Below are 15,505 nucleotides of genomic sequence, written 5' to 3'. Positions count from 1 at the left end.
TAAGAAAAAACGTAAATCCCCGCGCAGATCAATTGATGGAATAACACATGCAAAATCATTACTCTCTTTGGAAAAACCTTTTAATACTGGGTATTTTCCTCATCAGCCTGATTTATTCGTTACCCAACCTGTTTGGTGAAGACCCCTCTGTTCAAGTGTCATCTACCAATGCCTTAACTCAGGAGCAAGCCAGCAAGATCGAGTCCACTATCAAAACGAGTGGCGTAACTTCAAAAGCCTTTGAATTTAAAGACGGCAGGATTCTGGCGCGTTTTAAAAATACCGACGATCAGTTAAAAATCGCTGACTTACTTCGGGATCAAATGGATGATGATGCGACGGTGGCTTTAAATCTTGCGCCTACGACTCCTGCGTGGTTACAGAATATAGGCGCAGATGCTATGTATTTGGGTTTGGATTTACGCGGTGGCGTACATTTCTTGCTCGAAGTCGATATGGATGCGGCGGTAAAACAAGCCGAAGAGCGTTACACAGAAGATTTACGCATAGCCCTGCGTGATAAAAAAATTCGATACTTGTCGGTGTCTAAGGAAGGGGGCTTTATTAAGCTCAAGATGAAATCAACAGATGATAAGGTCGCTGTCTTCGATATGTTAAGTAAAGATTTCAAGGGCTTGAAAGTCACTGAACCGGCTGAACAAGATCAGCTCTGGCTGCAAATGTCAGAAGTGGATGCAAAAGAAGTGAAAAAATTCGCCGTCGCCCAGAATATGACCACCTTACGCAATCGCGTCAATGAATTGGGCGTTGCTGAACCCGTCATCCAGCAACAAGGCGACAACCGGATTGTGGTGCAATTGCCAGGCGTTCAAGATACCACCCGCGCCAAAGAAATTTTGGGTACGACAGCCACCTTAGAATACCGTCTGGTGGATGTCGAACATGACGTACAGCAAGCCGTTTCAGGCCATGTGCCAGTTGGCAGCAAGTTATACTACGACAAAAACAAAAGCCCCGTGCTGCTGGATAAACGCGTGATTGTTACTGGCGACCAGATTGTCGATGCGTCTTCCGGTATGGATCAAGACGGTCGTGCTGCCGTATTTATTTCTTTGAATGGTGTTGGCGCAGCGAAAATGGGTAAGCTGACCCAGGCTAATATCGGCAAACCGATGGCAGTCGTATTTATCGAAAATAAGGTCGAGACCAAAGTTGAAAATGGTCAAAAAGTACGCCACAAAGAAAAAGTCGAAAAAATCATCAGTGTGGCGACTATCCAGAGCGCGTTTAGCAAACGCTTTCAGACTACGGGTTTAGATAGTCCACAAGAAGCGCGTAACCTGTCATTGTTGCTACGCGCTGGTGCGTTGGCAGCACCGATAGACATTGTTGAAGAACGCACGGTAGGCCCTAGTTTGGGGCAAGACAACATCAATAAAGGTGTTTTATCGTTTGTGGTAGGCTTTGTGCTGGTCGTTTTACTGATGGCGGGTTATTACAAAGTCTTCGGCATGATTGCCGATGTTGCGTTGGCCTTTAACGTGGTTATTGTTGTGGCTATATTGTCGATGCTACAGGCGACGCTCACCTTACCTGGTATTGCGGGGATTATATTAACCGTCGGTATGTCCGTTGATGCTAACGTATTGATATTTGAGCGGATACGTGAAGAACTAAGGAATGGCGTGTCACCACAAAGTGCAATCTATATGGGCTATGACAGAGCGTGGGGGACAATCTTGGACTCGCATGTTACCAACTTGGTAGTCGCCGTGGTGTTATTTGCCTTTGGTACGGGTTCGGTCAAAGGTTTTGCAGTGACACTTATTATCGGGATTTTGTCCTCCATGTTCACAGCCATTGCCGGCACACGGATGGTCATCAACTGGGTTTATGGCAACCGCAGGGTTGAGAAATTATCCATCTAAATTAAGTATTTAGCATAATTCCGAAGCGACTAAACAATTATGAAAAAAACACACATAAATTTTATTGGTAACCGAAAAATTGCGATGACCTTTTCCGGCATTCTGATGGTGATAGCGATTGTATCGCTGGCCGCTAAAGGCTTGCAGATGGGTATTGATTTCACGGGTGGGACATTAATAGAAGTCGGTTATGAACAAACTGCTGACTTGACGACACTACGCAAAACCTTGGATGAATCGGGTTTTAAAAATGCAACTGTGCAGAATTTCGGCACCTCCAAAGATGTCCTTATTCGCCTGAAACTTGAAGAAGGCGTTAACAGCGCGGATTTGAGTACAAAAGTACTGGAAGCCATCAACAAAAACGCGGCTACGCCAGCAAAACTACGTCGTGTTGAGTTTGTAGGGCCGCAAGTCGGTGACGACCTTGCAGAGGATGGTTTTTTGGCCTTGCTATACTCGACGTTAGCCATTTTGATTTATATTTCTTTACGTTTTGAATGGAAATTTTCTGTCGGTGCGATTATTGCGACCTTCCATGATGTGATTGTGACCTTGGGCGTATTCTCAGTATTCGCTTTGGAGTTCGATCTGACAGTATTGGCGGCTATTCTTGCCCTTATTGGTTATTCTCTAAACGATACCATTGTCGTTTATGACCGGATTCGGGAGAACTTTAGGAATATGCGTAAGACTTCTACTGAAGAAATGATGAACATTGCGGTGAATGACACACTAAGTCGTACTATCATGATTTCGATGACCGTATTTCTGGTACTTGTTTCCCTGTTTTTCTTAGGGGGAGAAGTCATCCATAATTTTTCTATTGCTCTGTTGTTTGGCGTGGTTTTCGGTACTTACTCATCCATTTTTATCGCCAGTCCTGCTGCTTTGATGCTGGGTGTCGGTCCTGATGACCTGATTGTGCCTGTTAAAGAAGGCGCAGAGCTGGATAGAATGCCTTAATTCAAAGGCTATTCGGATAGTCGGATCGGCTATAATAAAACTATTTTAATTGTTCAATTGGAGTTTCAAAAACACATGGCGATAGAACGCACATTCTCGATAATCAAACCTGATGCAGTAGCAAAAAATGTCATCGGTGAAATTTACAGCCGTTTTGAAAAAAACGACCTGAAAATTGTCGCTGCAAAAATGTTGCACCTGACCCAGGCACAAGCCGAAGGTTTTTACGCAGAACACAAAGAGCGCGGATTTTTTAACGACCTGGTGGCGTTCATGATTTCAGGGCCGGTCATTATGCAGGTTTTGGAAGGTGAAAATGCCGTCCTAAAACATCGTGACATCATGGGTGCAACCAATCCTAAAGAAGCAGCGGCTGGCACCATACGCGCTGATTTCGCCAACAGCATCGACGAAAATGCAGTGCATGGCTCTGATGCAGTTGCAACAGCCCAAAGAGAAATTGCTTACTTTTTCTCAGATAATGAACTCTGCGCTCGCACCCGTTAAACAAAAATCCTTGAATTTGCTGGATCTTGACAGAGTAGGCTTAGCGGCCTTCTTTGTCGGATTAGGCGAAAAGCCATTTCGCGCAACACAGTTATTGAAATGGGTTTATCAAGAGGAGGTCGTTGACTTCGATTTGATGACCAATTTTAGCAAACCGCTACGTTGTTATCTTAGCGAAAACTGTCATATAACAACACCTGAAATCGTGTTGGAAAAAATTGCCAGCGACGGTACACGTAAGTGGGTAGTGCAAACTGGGTGTGGCAATAAGATTGAAACGGTGTTTATACCCGAAGAAAATCGTGGCACCTTATGTGTATCGTCACAAGTCGGTTGTGCGCTTGCCTGTACGTTTTGTTCGACCGCCCAACAAGGTTTTAACCGCAACTTGACCACGGCGGAAATTATCGGTCAGGTTATGGTTGCCCAACAGCGCTTAGGTAAAGAAAAAAAGATTACCAATGTCGTCATGATGGGCATGGGCGAGCCGCTGCTTAATTTTGATAATGTTGTTGCCGCCATGAATTTAATGATGGATGATTTCGCTTACGGTATTTCCAAACGGCGGGTAACAATCAGCACATCGGGAGTAGTGCCTGCCATGTATCGCTTGACGGAGGCGTGCGATGTTAGCCTGGCAGTCTCCTTACATGCAGTCACTGACGAGTTGCGGGATGTGTTAGTTCCTATTAACAAAAAATATCCGCTAAAAGAATTATTAGAAGCTTGTCGGGATAATGCCAAACTTGCACCCAGGCGTACGGTTACGTTTGAATATGTGATGCTCAATGGTGTTAATGACTCAATCGAAGACGCACACGGCCTGATTGAATTGCTTAAAACCGTGCCATCAAAACTGAATTTGATCCCGTTTAATCCGTTTCCTAATTCCAATTACACCTGTTCCAGCAATAACGCGATTCATCGGTTTAAGACTTTGCTGAACGATGCTGGAATTGTAACCACCGTGAGAAAAACTCGTGGTGAAGATATTGATGCCGCCTGTGGACAATTAGTCGGCCAAGTCGCCGATAAAAGCCGTAGACATCTTAAACTAAACCCTGTGAGTGTCGAACATGCTGCTTAAATTAAGTAATAAGATGACACGCTGTGCTGTTGTACTGCTGTCGGCAATAAGTCTATCAGCCTGTTCCTGGTTTTCAGACAGTCCTGCTGAAAAACCTACGGACATTTATCTGCAGCTAGGTGTTCGGTATATGGATCTTAACAAGCTGGAATTGGCGAAGGAAAATTTATTAAAGGCGTTGGACAAAGAACCCAATAATGCGCGAGCGCACAGTGCTTTGGCGTTCCTGTATGAAAAAATCAATCATTTTGACGAGGCTAAACAGCATTATGAAACTGCCTTGGGCTTGTCGTCCGATGATATTGGCATACAAAATAATTATGGCAAATTTCTGTGCGACCGTAGGCAGTTCGATAGAGGATTGGCTTTGCTGGCACAGGCATCATCCAATCTACTGAATGACCGACAGTGGATGGCGTTGACAAATTCTGCACGTTGTCATTTAGGTATGGGGCAACGTCCGCAAGCGGTCGCGTTACTTAAACAGGCTTTAGACATGAACGGTCAATATTCAGCAGCCTTGCTCGAAATGCAAAAAATCAGCTATCAGATGGGCGAATACAAGGCGGCAGAAGATTACTTACAGCGTTATTTGGGTGAAACCAACCATACCGCTGAAACCTTGTGGATCGGCATACAAACCGAACAGGCATTAGGTAACTTGTCACTTGCCAATGAATACCGGAACCTGTTGCTGGATAAGTTCCCAAACTCCAATGAAGCCAAACAAGTGGCTGGCATTCGATAACTACCCAACTCTATTGATGGCAGCTAATATTCAAGCAATTCGTGGGATGCACGACGTACTTCCCGATCAAACACCGCTTTGGCAGTATGCCGAACGCGTTATTAGGGAAGTACTGTCCAGTTATGGTTATAGTGAAATCCGTTTGCCCATCGTAGAGAAAACCGAATTATTTAAACGCTCTATCGGCGAAGTCACCGATATTGTCGAAAAGGAAATGTACACCTTTGATGACCGTAATGGGGATTCCCTAACACTTAGACCTGAAGGCACTGCTGGGTGTTTACGGGCCTGCTTGGAGCACGGCTTGCTACATCACCAAACCCACCGATTATGGTATTACGGCCCCATGTATCGGCACGAAAGACCACAGAAAGGTCGTTATCGGCAATTTATCCAATTAGGTGTAGAAACTTACGGCATGTCCGGACCTGATATTGACGCGGAATTGATCTTGCTGATGCACCGTTTGTGGCAAAAGTTGGGCATACGCGATAAGGTCAGCTTGCAACTGAATTCATTGGGTACAATCGCAGAGCGGTTGGCTTATCGGGAAGTGTTGGTGGCTTATTTTCAGCAACATCGAGAAGGCTTGGATGAGGACAGTCTCCGTAGGTTAAACACAAACCCACTGCGTATTTTAGACAGTAAAAATCCTGAGCTGAAAGACATTATTGCTAATGCGCCTGAATTGATGGCTTACCTAGGTGCTGAAAGTTTGGCGCATTTCAAAGCAATCACCACAACTTTGGAGGATTTAGGTGTGGCTTATCAGACCAATACTCGATTAGTGCGTGGCCTGGATTATTACAGCCTTACGGTTTTTGAATGGGTGACTAACGAGCTGGGTTCGCAAGGCACTGTTTGTGCTGGCGGACGTTATGATGGGCTTATTGAACAATTGGGTGGTAAACCTAATCATGCCGTGGGTTTTGCAATGGGCATGGAGCGTTTATTGGCCTTGCTGGAATTGCGTGATGATCTTCCCATAACAAAGCCAGTTGATGCTTATATGATACGAGTAGGGGACAAAGCAGAACGCGAAGGTATACGTTTTGCGGAAACTATCAGGACTGAAATCCCCGCACTTAAGCTACAAACCGCTGTTGATAACGGCAGTTTTAAAAGTCAGTTCAAAAAAGCGGACAAATCTGGGGCAGAATTCGCCATTATTCTCGGTGATGACGAAGTTGAACGTGGCGAAGTCAGCATCAAATGCTTAAGAAACGAGCTTGAACAGCAAACCATGCCGCAAAATCAAGCGATCCATTTTTTGCAACAGCAACTCCAGAACTCTCAGTGAGAGAAATGTGGGCGTAACTGCCTCGTAAATATGAAAAATAGTGTCAAGTTTTTATCTGGCTGGATAACATCCAGATAAAAATGAATGATAGAATCCATACAATTCAATAAATTAAACAGAGGGCAACAGTGGCAATTTACGATACAGAAGAAGAGCAACTTGAAGCCGTAAAAGGCTGGTGGAAAGAAAATGGTACATCGACAGTTGTGGGCGTAGCCTTGGGAGTTGCCGTTATTGTTGGCTGGAATTTCTGGCAAGAACATAAGAAAGACCAAGCAAGTCAAGCTTCTGCAATCTATGACCAGTTGTTAAAAGCGGCTGAGACCGACCAGAAAGATTCAGTAGATAAACTCGGCAAACGTTTACAAGAGCAATTTGTAAACAGTAATTATGCCGCTTACGGCGGTTTGTTCCAGGCTAAAGTCAAAGTTCAGCAAGGTGATATTGCGGGAGCAAAAGAAATACTGAAAAAAATTGCCGCTGGGAAGGACAAGGAATTAAGCCATATAGCCAAGATTAGATTAGTCAAATTGATGCTGGCAACTGGCGAGTACGAACAAGGCTTGCAGGTGATTAATGATGTCGATCAAGCGGCGGCGGCAAAATTTTCCGATAACTACGATGAGTTAGTCGGCGATTTGTATGTGGCATTGGATCGTTTGGACGAAGCCCGCAGTTCTTACCAAAAAGCCTTAAAGAACGGTTATCAGTCGCCTTTGTTGCAACTTAAAATTGACGACTTGACAGCTCCAGAAAAAATCGAAACTAAAAAATAATGCGTTTTAAAATCCCCTTAACTATTCTGCCCATACTCGCCGTATTGATTCTTTCCGGCTGTTCCGCAATGGATTGGGCTAGTGAATCCCTGTCAGGTGTCAAAGATTATTTCACTGGTGGTGCCGATAATTCTGAACCTCCGAGTCCGTTAGTCGAATATAACCCAGAAATTCAGGCGCAAGTCGTTTGGAAAGAAAACGTAGGTGTAGGTACGGATGAGCAAACCTTAAAACTGGTTCCGGCAATCGGCAATGGTAAGATTTATGCCGCCGATAGAGATGGCCTGGTACAGGCTAGGGACTTGACCACGGGCAATTTGGCTTGGGAAGTTGAAATTGAAGACCAAAACGAGGATGCGGTTCATTTTTCTGGTGGTGCTGGCTTAGGGGCTACTGCTGTTATTTTGGGCAGTAACAATGGCGAGGTTATCGCACTTAGTGCCGAAAATGGTTCTGTGCTCTGGAAAACGCCGGTTTCAAGCGAGGTAATGTCAGTTCCCGTAGTTGCCAGTGGCATCGCGATTATCCGAACAACCGATGGTTCGGTTATTGCCCTGAATGAAAAAACGGGGCAAAAAGTCTGGAGTTACGAACATAACGTGCCAGCCTTAACGGTCCGTGGTACGGGTACCCCGCTAATCATTGAAGACACCCTTATAGAAGGTTACGATAATGGCAAATTAATGGCATTGCGTTTGGAAGACGGCAAATATGTTTGGGAATCCAGCGTCACTATCCCAAAAGGTCGATCAGAGGTTGAGCGTTTGGTCGATATTGATGTTGACCCCATAGAATCACGGGGCGTTATTTATACCGCCAGTTATAACGGCGGTTCTGCTGCTGTTTCGATCTTGGATGGCGATGTATTATGGCGCAATGAAGCTGTTTCCTCGCATACCGGCCTAAGTCAGGATGAGCAGTACTTATATATTTCCAATTCAGACGGACATGTGCTGCAACTGGATAAGCGGACTGGCTCGTCGTTGTGGGAGCAAAAAGATTTGCACGGACGCAGGTTGACCTCCCCCGTCGCTTACCAAGGCAATGTTGTTGTTGGCGATGTTGAAGGCTATGTGCATTGGTTAAGCAGTACCGATGGTCGCCAGCTTGCCCGTGTGCAAGTAGCGGGTGATGCCATTGATGCCAAGCCAGTTGTGGTCGGTGATACGGTTTATATTTATGCCAAAGACGGTACCTTAGCCGCCCTAAAAGCTCAGTAGTATGTTACCAGTCATAGCCTTAGTAGGCCGCCCCAATGTGGGAAAATCCACCTTATTCAACTACTTAACCCGTACCAGAGAAGCGCTAGTCGCCGATTTTCCTGGACTGACGCGGGACAGACAATATGGCCGCTTAAAACACGGCAACAGGCCTTGTCTGATCGTCGATACTGGTGGTATTGCGGATGATGCCGCAGGTATTGAAAGCCTCGCACGTAAGCAAGTGCAAATCGCACTGGAAGAAGCCGACATCGTATTTTTTATGGTCGATGCGCGGGAAGGCTTAAGCGCATCCGATAAAGTCATCGCCGAGACTTTGCGGAAACTCGCCAAGCCCGTAATTTTAGTGACCAATAAGATTGATGGTCTCGATGCCAGCATAGTCATGGCTGATTTTTATTCCTTAGCGTTGGGTGAGCCGATTGCTTGTTCGGCAACACACGGACGGGGTATCCCTGAATTGTTGGAAAGGGCAAATGAGCTATTGCCGCCCGATGTTGAAGCCGTTGATGAAAATCAAGGTGGCATAGGCATAGCGGTGGTTGGCAGGCCTAACGTGGGCAAATCAACCTTAGTCAATCGCTTATTAGGTGAAGAACGGGTTATCGTATTTGATGAGCCTGGCACAACCCGTGACAGTATTTATATTCCTTTTGAACGAAACGGTAAAAAATTTACTTTGGTGGATACCGCAGGTATGCGCCGACGTGCCAGGGTTTCAGAAACCATCGAAAAATTCAGCGTTATAAAATCGTTACAAGCGATTGAAAAGTCGCATGTGGTCATTTTTTTGATTGATGCCAGCGAAGGTATTACCGACCAAGACGCGCATCTGCTGGGTTTGGTGCTAGAAGCTGGCAGGGCGCTGATTATTGGATTGAACAAATGGGACGGGTTAAGTCCCAGCCAAAAAACGACGATACAACGGCAGCTTGACATAAAACTTTCCTTCCTCGAATTTGCTGAAAAACACCCGATCTCGGCATTGCATGGTAGCGGTGTCGGCAAATTATTCGATGTCGTCCATACCTTGTATGAATCAGCGATGGTCAATATGGGGACACCGCTATTGACCCGAATCCTCAAAGAAGCCACCGATGCGCACCAGCCACCCTTAGTTGGCACTCGCCGCATTAAATTAAAGTACGCCCATCAAGGCGGACGCAATCCACCTGTGGTAATCATCCACGGCATTCAGACCGACGCATTGCCACTTTCTTATAAGCGCTATCTAACCAATTATTACCGGACTAAGTTGCACTTATCCGGTACGCCGATACGTCTGGAGTTTAAGTCACCAATCAATCCATTTCACGGACAAAAAAATAAACTCAGTGATAAGCAAGTAGAAAAACGCAAACGCTTAGTTAGGCGAATGAAAACCAAGCAATAGCCTAATTGGCTAAACAGTCTTTAATCTAAGAGGGATACAACATGGCTACTATCAAATTTCAAGGCAATCCGCTTCATACATCAGGTGAGTTACCCGCAGTCGGTAGCAAAGCACCGGACTTCATTCTGGTTAATGGCAAACTGGCAGACGTTACGCTGGCAACCTTTACCGGAAAGAAAAAAGTGTTGAATATCGTCCCTAGCCTGGATACACCGACTTGTGCAATGTCCACCCGCAAATTCAATCAAAAAGCGAGCAAGCTGGGTAACACCGTCGTACTGGTCGTATCTGCCGATTTGCCCTTCGCCCAATGCCGTTTTTGTGAAACCGAAGGCTTAACCGACGTTATTCCCTTGTCCACCTTCCGTTCCAGCTTTTCGGACGATTACGGTGTCACCCTAACCGATACTATTCTCGCGGGATTAACTGCTCGCGCTATAGTTATTATTGGCGAAGACGATAAGGTACTGTACACGCAATTGGTGGAAGAATTAGCCAACGAGCCAGATTACGATAGTGCCTTAGCTGCTTTATGATTTTTTCGCTAATTATTAAGGCAAGACAAAGAGATTGTCACATTCTGATAATGTGAACTCCATCACAGAAACGGTTTCCCCTGGCGTTCCAATTCTCAGAACGTGAGCTGCTTCACATAAATAGATCCCTGATTATGTAAGAATTTACCTGGGGATTTTTATAGGTCCCCGATTTGTTAGTAAGCTTAACTCAAAAGCCGACCCAATGGATGGGAAGGCTTTTTTTGTACAAATCAATACAATCAAAAGCGTTAGGCACTAAAATAGGCAGACAGTTTGCCAATCAATCGTCTACCGTGCTAAATATCATCTGGATTTGCTTTTTCCTCGCCGCTTTTTGCACCGCATTAATCAAACTCCTCGTTTTTGGTGACCAGCAGGTTTTCGGTTTGCTTATGGAAGCTCTATTCAGCCAATCCAAAGCCGCATTTGAAATTTCCTTAGGATTAACGGGTGTTTTGTCCTTGTGGCTAGGCATTATGCAAATCGGGGAGCGCAGTGGCTTTATCCAGCTACTAACACAATTTCTCACGCCTTTGTTCAGTAAATTGATGCCCGATGTGCCAAAAGGTCATCCTGCATTAGGTGCTATCGTCATGAATATTTCCGCCAATATGCTCGGTTTAGATAATGCTGCCACGCCTTTGGGCATTAAAGCGATGAAGGAATTGCAGGCCTTAAATCCAAGCACGGATACCGCCAGCGATGCGCAAATCCTGTTTCTGGTGATTAATACGGCAGGCGTGACCTTATTTCCGGTGACGATTTTGACTTACCGCGCCCAGTTGGGCGCAGCCAACCCTTCCGATGTTTTCATCCCGATCTTGATTGCCACTTATATGTCCACCCTGACAGGTTTGCTGGCCGTGGCTTGGGTGCAAAAAATCAATTTGCTGGATAAGGTCATCATGGCTTATCTGGCTGGTTTTTCGCTTATTGTCGGCGGCTTGCTCGCTTATTTTACCCATTTACCGCAGCAAGAAATGCTGGCGCAATCGGCATTGATGAGCAATGTCATCCTGTTTTCTTTAGTTGTAACTTTTATTTGCGGCGCTATCTACAAAAAAGTGAATGCCTACGATGCCTTTATTGACGGCGCAAAAGAAGGCTTCCAGACCGCCATTACGATTATCCCTTACCTTGTTGCCATGTTGGTGGCTATCGGTGTGTTCCGCGCAAGCGGTGCGCTGGATTTATTGGCGGATGGTGCGCGTGCCATCGTGCATTTCTTCAAGATGGATGATAGATTTGTGGATGCGTTGCCCACTGCACTGATGAAACCCTTTAGCGGCAGCGGCGCTAGGGTGATGATGATAGATACCATGAAAATCCATGGTGCGGATTCGTTTGCCGGACGATTATCGTCGATAGTACAAGGCAGTACCGAAACCACATTTTACGTGTTGGCGATTTACTTTGGTTCGGTTGGTATCAAGCATATTCGCCATGCTGCCACTTGTGGGATAATAGCTGATCTTGGCGGCATTATCGCTGCTATTTTTGTTGCTTATTGGTTCTTTGGTTAATTGTGAAGGTACATTTGAAAACGTTGGGTTGCCGTCTTAACGAGGCAGAACTTGAAACCTGGGCGCAGGCTTTCCAAAAATCCGGTCATCAAATCACGAGGCAAGCCGAAAGTGCCAACCTGATCGTTATTAACTCCTGTGCAGTCACCCAGGATGCCGCCCGTAAGTCCAGGCATCTAATCCGTAAAGTCCACCGAGAAAATCCCGCTGCCAAATTGGTCGTAAGTGGTTGCTATGCCACTTTAAACAAAGAAGAAGCCGAGCAATTGCTGGGCGTTGATCTGGTGGTGAGCAATAAGGATAAAGACCAGTTGGTCGAACTTACCCTGACCGAATTGAACCTGGACACCATGCCCAGCATGTCTACGGAGCCAGGAGCTATCTCGCTATTCACCCGTGGGCGGCAACGTGCCTTCGTCAAGGTGCAGGATGGTTGCCGTTACCGTTGCACTTTTTGCATTGTCACCGTGGCGCGTGGGGAAGAAAAAAGTCGGACTGTGCAGGAAGTGGTAGCTGAAATCAATGCCTTATATCAGCAAAACATCAACGAAATTATCCTGACTGGCGTGCATCTTGGGGGATATGGCAGCGAGTTAGGGCTTAATCTAGTCGATTTAATCAAAGCGATACTTGAACAAACCGACGTGCCGCGTATCAGGCTGGGTTCTCTTGAACCTTGGGAACTGAATGAAGAATTTTATCAGCTCTTTGACAACCCCAGGATCATGCCACACCTGCATTTGCCCTTGCAAAGTGGCTCTGATGCTGTCCTGAGGCGGATGGCGCGGCGATGCAAAACCGAAGAGTTTGCCGATATGGTTGCCCGATTAAGACGAATCAATCCGTTGTTTAATATCACCACCGACATTATCGTCGGCTTTCCAGGCGAGACCGAAGAAGAATGGCAAGAGAGCTTGGAGTTTATCCAGCAGGTCGGTTTTGGTCAGCTACATATTTTCACTTATTCGCCACGGGAAGGAACAAAAGCCGCAGCTTTACCCAATCCAGTACCAGAGTCTATAAAAAAACAACGTAGCCAACAATTGCACAAACTTGGCGATGAGATGCGGTTAAGGTTTTATGAAGTCAATCTAGGTAAGCAATTTCGGGTGTTGTGGGAAGGCTATTCCGAATCGGTTGGCACAGACAGGCAGCGAGTATTTGGTTATACCCCCAACTACCTTAAGGTCGCTTCTGTAATCAGCAAAGATAAGTCCCTGGAAAATAAAACTACGTTAGCGATATTAAAAACAGTTAACGATGCTTATGTTTTAGTTGAAGAAGCCGAATAAAAACTTTTTGCTTCATGGGCTTTAGGAAGCTTAGTTATTGCTAATTGTCGTCATTCCGGCATGGACGACCACCAGGGATGGTGGAAGTGCGGCAGACAAGTAGGAACTTGCGCCGCTTGCCGGTATTCAGATCTCAAGGATGTGAAAACACCCAAATGAAAATAATTTTGCGTATATATCATCGCCAACCCATAGTTTCATTATTGAATTCTGGATTCAGGCAATAAAATGCCATCAGAACCTAGTCCCTTGCCCATCTTATACAGCTTCCGCCGCTGCCCTTATGCGATCAGGGCAAGATTAGCGATAACTTACGCGGAAATTCCCGTCGAAATCAGGGAAGTGCAATTAAAACAAAAGCCTGAGCAGATGTTAGCCATATCGCCAAAAGGCACAGTGCCGGTATTGCAATTGCCGGATGGCAAGGTTATCGACGAAAGTCTCGATATTATGCGCTGGGCTTTGGCGCAATATGACCCTGAACACTGGCTGCATACTGTTGAAGATGCCGAAAGGCTAATCCAGTGGAACGATGGCGAATTTAAATATTACCTGGATCGCTATAAATACGCTGACCGCTACCCCGAATTCCCTGAAAGTTACTATCGAAGCCAAGCAGAATTATTTGTTGCGGAGTTAGAAGCTAAATTAAGCCAAAGCCTTTATTTAGCTGGCAATCATTTTTCACTTTTAGATGCGGCACTATTACCTTTTATCAGGCAGTTTGCTGCGGTGGATGGCTTATGGTTTCTCTCCTCAGATTATCGGCATCTTAATAATTGGTTGAATGGCTTATTGGCATCGGATTTGTTTGTTTCGGTTATGGCGAAATATACGGTTTGGAAAGGATAGATGGTTTTACTCTTACGAATTAAGATACCGTTTTGAGCACACTTACTTGCTATAATCGCAATCGACCATAACACAATGGCAATAAAATCTGCGTAACCATGAAATCTCCTGATTTACCATCACGCCGTTGTCCTGCATTATTGATTACCGCCCCTGGTTCTAATCATGGAAAAACCACGATTACCGCAGCCCTTGCCCACTACCATGTAAATCAAGATCGCAAGGTCAGGATATTCAAAGCCGGCTCCGATTTTCTCGATCCGATGATTCTTGAACACGCCAGCGGCCAACCGGTGTATCAATTGGATTTGTGGTTGGCTGGCAAAACCGAATGCCAACGCTTGTTGTACGAGACCGCGTTAGACGCGGATTTAATCCTGATTGAAGGTGTGATGGGCTTGTTTGATGGCGACCCGTGCAGTGCCGATATGGCCGAACAATTCTCGGTGCCGATAGTTGCGGTGATTGATGCAACAGGAACAGCGCAAACACTGGGAGCTATGGCTTATGGGCTGACCAACTTTCGAAAAAACTTACGTTTCGCTGGGGTTTTAGCCAATAACGTTGCCAGTAGCCGCCATGCGGAAATGATTGTGCAAGGCATACCACCGACACTGCGTTATTTAGGCGGCATAGCACGCGATAAGCAGTTTGTGTTACCGGAGCGCCATTTAGGACTGGTACAAGCCGAAGAAATTAGCGATCTCGAAACACGTATATCGGCAGTGGCTGCAGCCATTGCTTTGACCGAGTTGGTGGCCTTACCAAAAGCCGTCGAATTTATTAAACCGGAATCAAACACAGCCCCCGCATTGCTTTCAGGTGTCCGTATTGGTATTGCGAGTGACCGCGCATTTTCATTTATTTACCCTGCCAATGTGGATGTACTGAGAGAAATGGGTGCTACGCTGGTTTTCTTTTCGCCACTAGCTGATGCTGAGTTACCCGATGTTGATAGTCTTTATTTACCTGGGGGTTATCCTGAACTGCATTTAGCAACGTTACAAAACAATTCATCCATGAAGGCTGCGCTGCAACACCATTTTCAGCAAGGAAAACCGATTTATGCTGAATGCGGCGGTCTATTGTATTTACTGGAATCGATCACCAATAAAGCGGGGGAACGTGGCGCAATGCCTGGCATAATACCTGGACACGCCGTTATGCAAAACCGTCTGCAAGGCTTGGGCTATCAATCCGCACCCATGCCAGGTGGGATGTTACGCAGCCATACCTTTCACCATTCTATTATTGAAACATCCCTTAAACCTATTGCTCAGGGAGTGCGTTTATATAACACCTCTCCTGGTGAAAATATTTACCAGCTAAAAAGCTTAACCGCCAGCTATCTTCATTGTTACTTTGCATCTAATCCAGTCGCCGCCGCGCAGTTGTTTCTCAATTAAAATATAA

Annotated in this window: 14 protein-coding genes; all 14 read left to right on the top strand. The window is 45.7% G+C overall.

Going from position 1 to position 15,505, the window contains the following annotated elements; genetic code table 11:
• Positions 1–47 precede the first annotated feature (47 nt).
• The 14 genes from secD (at position 48) to ABL924_RS03055 (ending at position 15,498) form a co-directional block, all read left to right on the top strand.
• Entirely contained in the window at positions 48–1,889 is a 1,842-nt protein-coding gene (gene secD / locus ABL924_RS03120) for a protein translocase subunit SecD (RefSeq protein ID WP_349025608.1), read from the top strand.
• A gap of 39 nt (positions 1,890–1,928) precedes the next feature.
• Positions 1,929–2,855, top strand: coding sequence for a protein translocase subunit SecF (secF, locus tag ABL924_RS03115; RefSeq protein ID WP_349025607.1), 927 nt, complete (start codon positions 1,929–1,931; stop codon positions 2,853–2,855).
• A 75-nt stretch (positions 2,856–2,930) separates the two neighbouring features.
• Positions 2,931–3,362 carry a nucleoside-diphosphate kinase gene (ndk, locus tag ABL924_RS03110; protein WP_349025606.1) on the top strand — a complete coding sequence of 144 codons (432 nt, stop codon included), beginning with the start codon at positions 2,931–2,933 and terminating at the stop codon, positions 3,360–3,362.
• The gene (rlmN, locus tag ABL924_RS03105; RefSeq protein WP_349025605.1) at positions 3,337–4,449 is read left to right on the top strand and encodes a 23S rRNA (adenine(2503)-C(2))-methyltransferase RlmN; all 1,113 of its coding nucleotides are present in this window, start codon (positions 3,337–3,339) and stop codon (positions 4,447–4,449) included. Before ndk ends, rlmN begins: the two co-directional genes overlap by 26 nt.
• A 13-nt stretch (positions 4,450–4,462) precedes the next feature.
• The gene (gene pilW, locus ABL924_RS03100; RefSeq protein WP_349025604.1) at positions 4,463–5,197 is read left to right on the top strand and encodes a type IV pilus biogenesis/stability protein PilW; all 735 of its coding nucleotides are present in this window, start codon (positions 4,463–4,465) and stop codon (positions 5,195–5,197) included.
• A gap of 16 nt (positions 5,198–5,213) precedes the next feature.
• Positions 5,214–6,497 (top strand): histidine--tRNA ligase, encoded by a 1,284-nt coding sequence (hisS, locus tag ABL924_RS03095; protein WP_349025630.1) that lies wholly within the window; start codon positions 5,214–5,216, stop codon positions 6,495–6,497.
• 128 nt (positions 6,498–6,625) lie between these two features.
• Positions 6,626–7,273, top strand: a complete 648-nt coding sequence (locus ABL924_RS03090; protein ID WP_349025603.1) for a tetratricopeptide repeat protein — start codon at positions 6,626–6,628, stop codon at positions 7,271–7,273.
• The gene (gene bamB / locus ABL924_RS03085; RefSeq protein ID WP_349025602.1) at positions 7,273–8,493 is read left to right on the top strand and encodes an outer membrane protein assembly factor BamB; all 1,221 of its coding nucleotides are present in this window, start codon (positions 7,273–7,275) and stop codon (positions 8,491–8,493) included. The genes ABL924_RS03090 and bamB overlap by 1 nt, the downstream gene beginning before the upstream one ends.
• 1 nt (position 8,494) lies before the next feature.
• A complete protein-coding gene (gene der, locus ABL924_RS03080; protein WP_349025601.1) occupies positions 8,495–9,886 on the top strand; it encodes a ribosome biogenesis GTPase Der in 1,392 nt (463 codons plus the stop codon).
• 41 nt (positions 9,887–9,927) lie between these two features.
• Positions 9,928–10,422: a thiol peroxidase gene (gene tpx / locus ABL924_RS03075; RefSeq protein WP_349025600.1), complete on the top strand. Its 495-nt coding sequence runs from the start codon at positions 9,928–9,930 to the stop codon at positions 10,420–10,422.
• Positions 10,423–10,718: 296 nt separating this feature from the next.
• Positions 10,719–11,948: a nucleoside recognition domain-containing protein gene (locus tag ABL924_RS03070; RefSeq protein WP_349025629.1), complete on the top strand. Its 1,230-nt coding sequence runs from the start codon at positions 10,719–10,721 to the stop codon at positions 11,946–11,948.
• A 2-nt stretch (positions 11,949–11,950) separates the two neighbouring features.
• Entirely contained in the window at positions 11,951–13,240 is a 1,290-nt protein-coding gene (gene mtaB / locus ABL924_RS03065; RefSeq protein ID WP_349025599.1) for a tRNA (N(6)-L-threonylcarbamoyladenosine(37)-C(2))-methylthiotransferase MtaB, read from the top strand.
• 228 nt (positions 13,241–13,468) lie between these two features.
• Complete coding sequence (locus ABL924_RS03060) at positions 13,469–14,092, top strand: glutathione S-transferase (RefSeq protein WP_349025598.1); 624 nt, start codon at positions 13,469–13,471, stop codon at positions 14,090–14,092.
• Positions 14,093–14,190: 98 nt separating this feature from the next.
• Entirely contained in the window at positions 14,191–15,498 is a 1,308-nt protein-coding gene (locus ABL924_RS03055; protein ID WP_349025597.1) for a cobyrinate a,c-diamide synthase, read from the top strand.
• The last annotated feature ends 7 nt before the right edge of the window (positions 15,499–15,505 follow it).

This window comes from Methyloglobulus sp., from assembly GCF_040079455.1.
Taxonomy (GTDB): domain Bacteria; phylum Pseudomonadota; class Gammaproteobacteria; order Methylococcales; family Methylomonadaceae; genus Methyloglobulus.
Note: the sequence above shows the minus strand (reverse complement) of the source record. Positions and strands in the feature narration are given on the sequence as shown.

Coding starts and splice junctions, on each gene's coding strand:
- hisS (WP_349025630.1), top strand. CDS start 5,214: ATGGCAGCTAATATTCAAGCAATTCGTGGGATGCACGACGTACTTCCC.
- ndk (WP_349025606.1), top strand. CDS start 2,931: ATGGCGATAGAACGCACATTCTCGATAATCAAACCTGATGCAGTAGCA.
- rlmN (WP_349025605.1), top strand. CDS start 3,337: ATGAACTCTGCGCTCGCACCCGTTAAACAAAAATCCTTGAATTTGCTG.
- bamB (WP_349025602.1), top strand. CDS start 7,273: ATGCGTTTTAAAATCCCCTTAACTATTCTGCCCATACTCGCCGTATTG.
- der (WP_349025601.1), top strand. CDS start 8,495: ATGTTACCAGTCATAGCCTTAGTAGGCCGCCCCAATGTGGGAAAATCC.
- tpx (WP_349025600.1), top strand. CDS start 9,928: ATGGCTACTATCAAATTTCAAGGCAATCCGCTTCATACATCAGGTGAG.
- ABL924_RS03060 (WP_349025598.1), top strand. CDS start 13,469: ATGCCATCAGAACCTAGTCCCTTGCCCATCTTATACAGCTTCCGCCGC.
- secF (WP_349025607.1), top strand. CDS start 1,929: ATGAAAAAAACACACATAAATTTTATTGGTAACCGAAAAATTGCGATG.
- pilW (WP_349025604.1), top strand. CDS start 4,463: ATGACACGCTGTGCTGTTGTACTGCTGTCGGCAATAAGTCTATCAGCC.
- secD (WP_349025608.1), top strand. CDS start 48: ATGCAAAATCATTACTCTCTTTGGAAAAACCTTTTAATACTGGGTATT.
- ABL924_RS03055 (WP_349025597.1), top strand. CDS start 14,191: ATGAAATCTCCTGATTTACCATCACGCCGTTGTCCTGCATTATTGATT.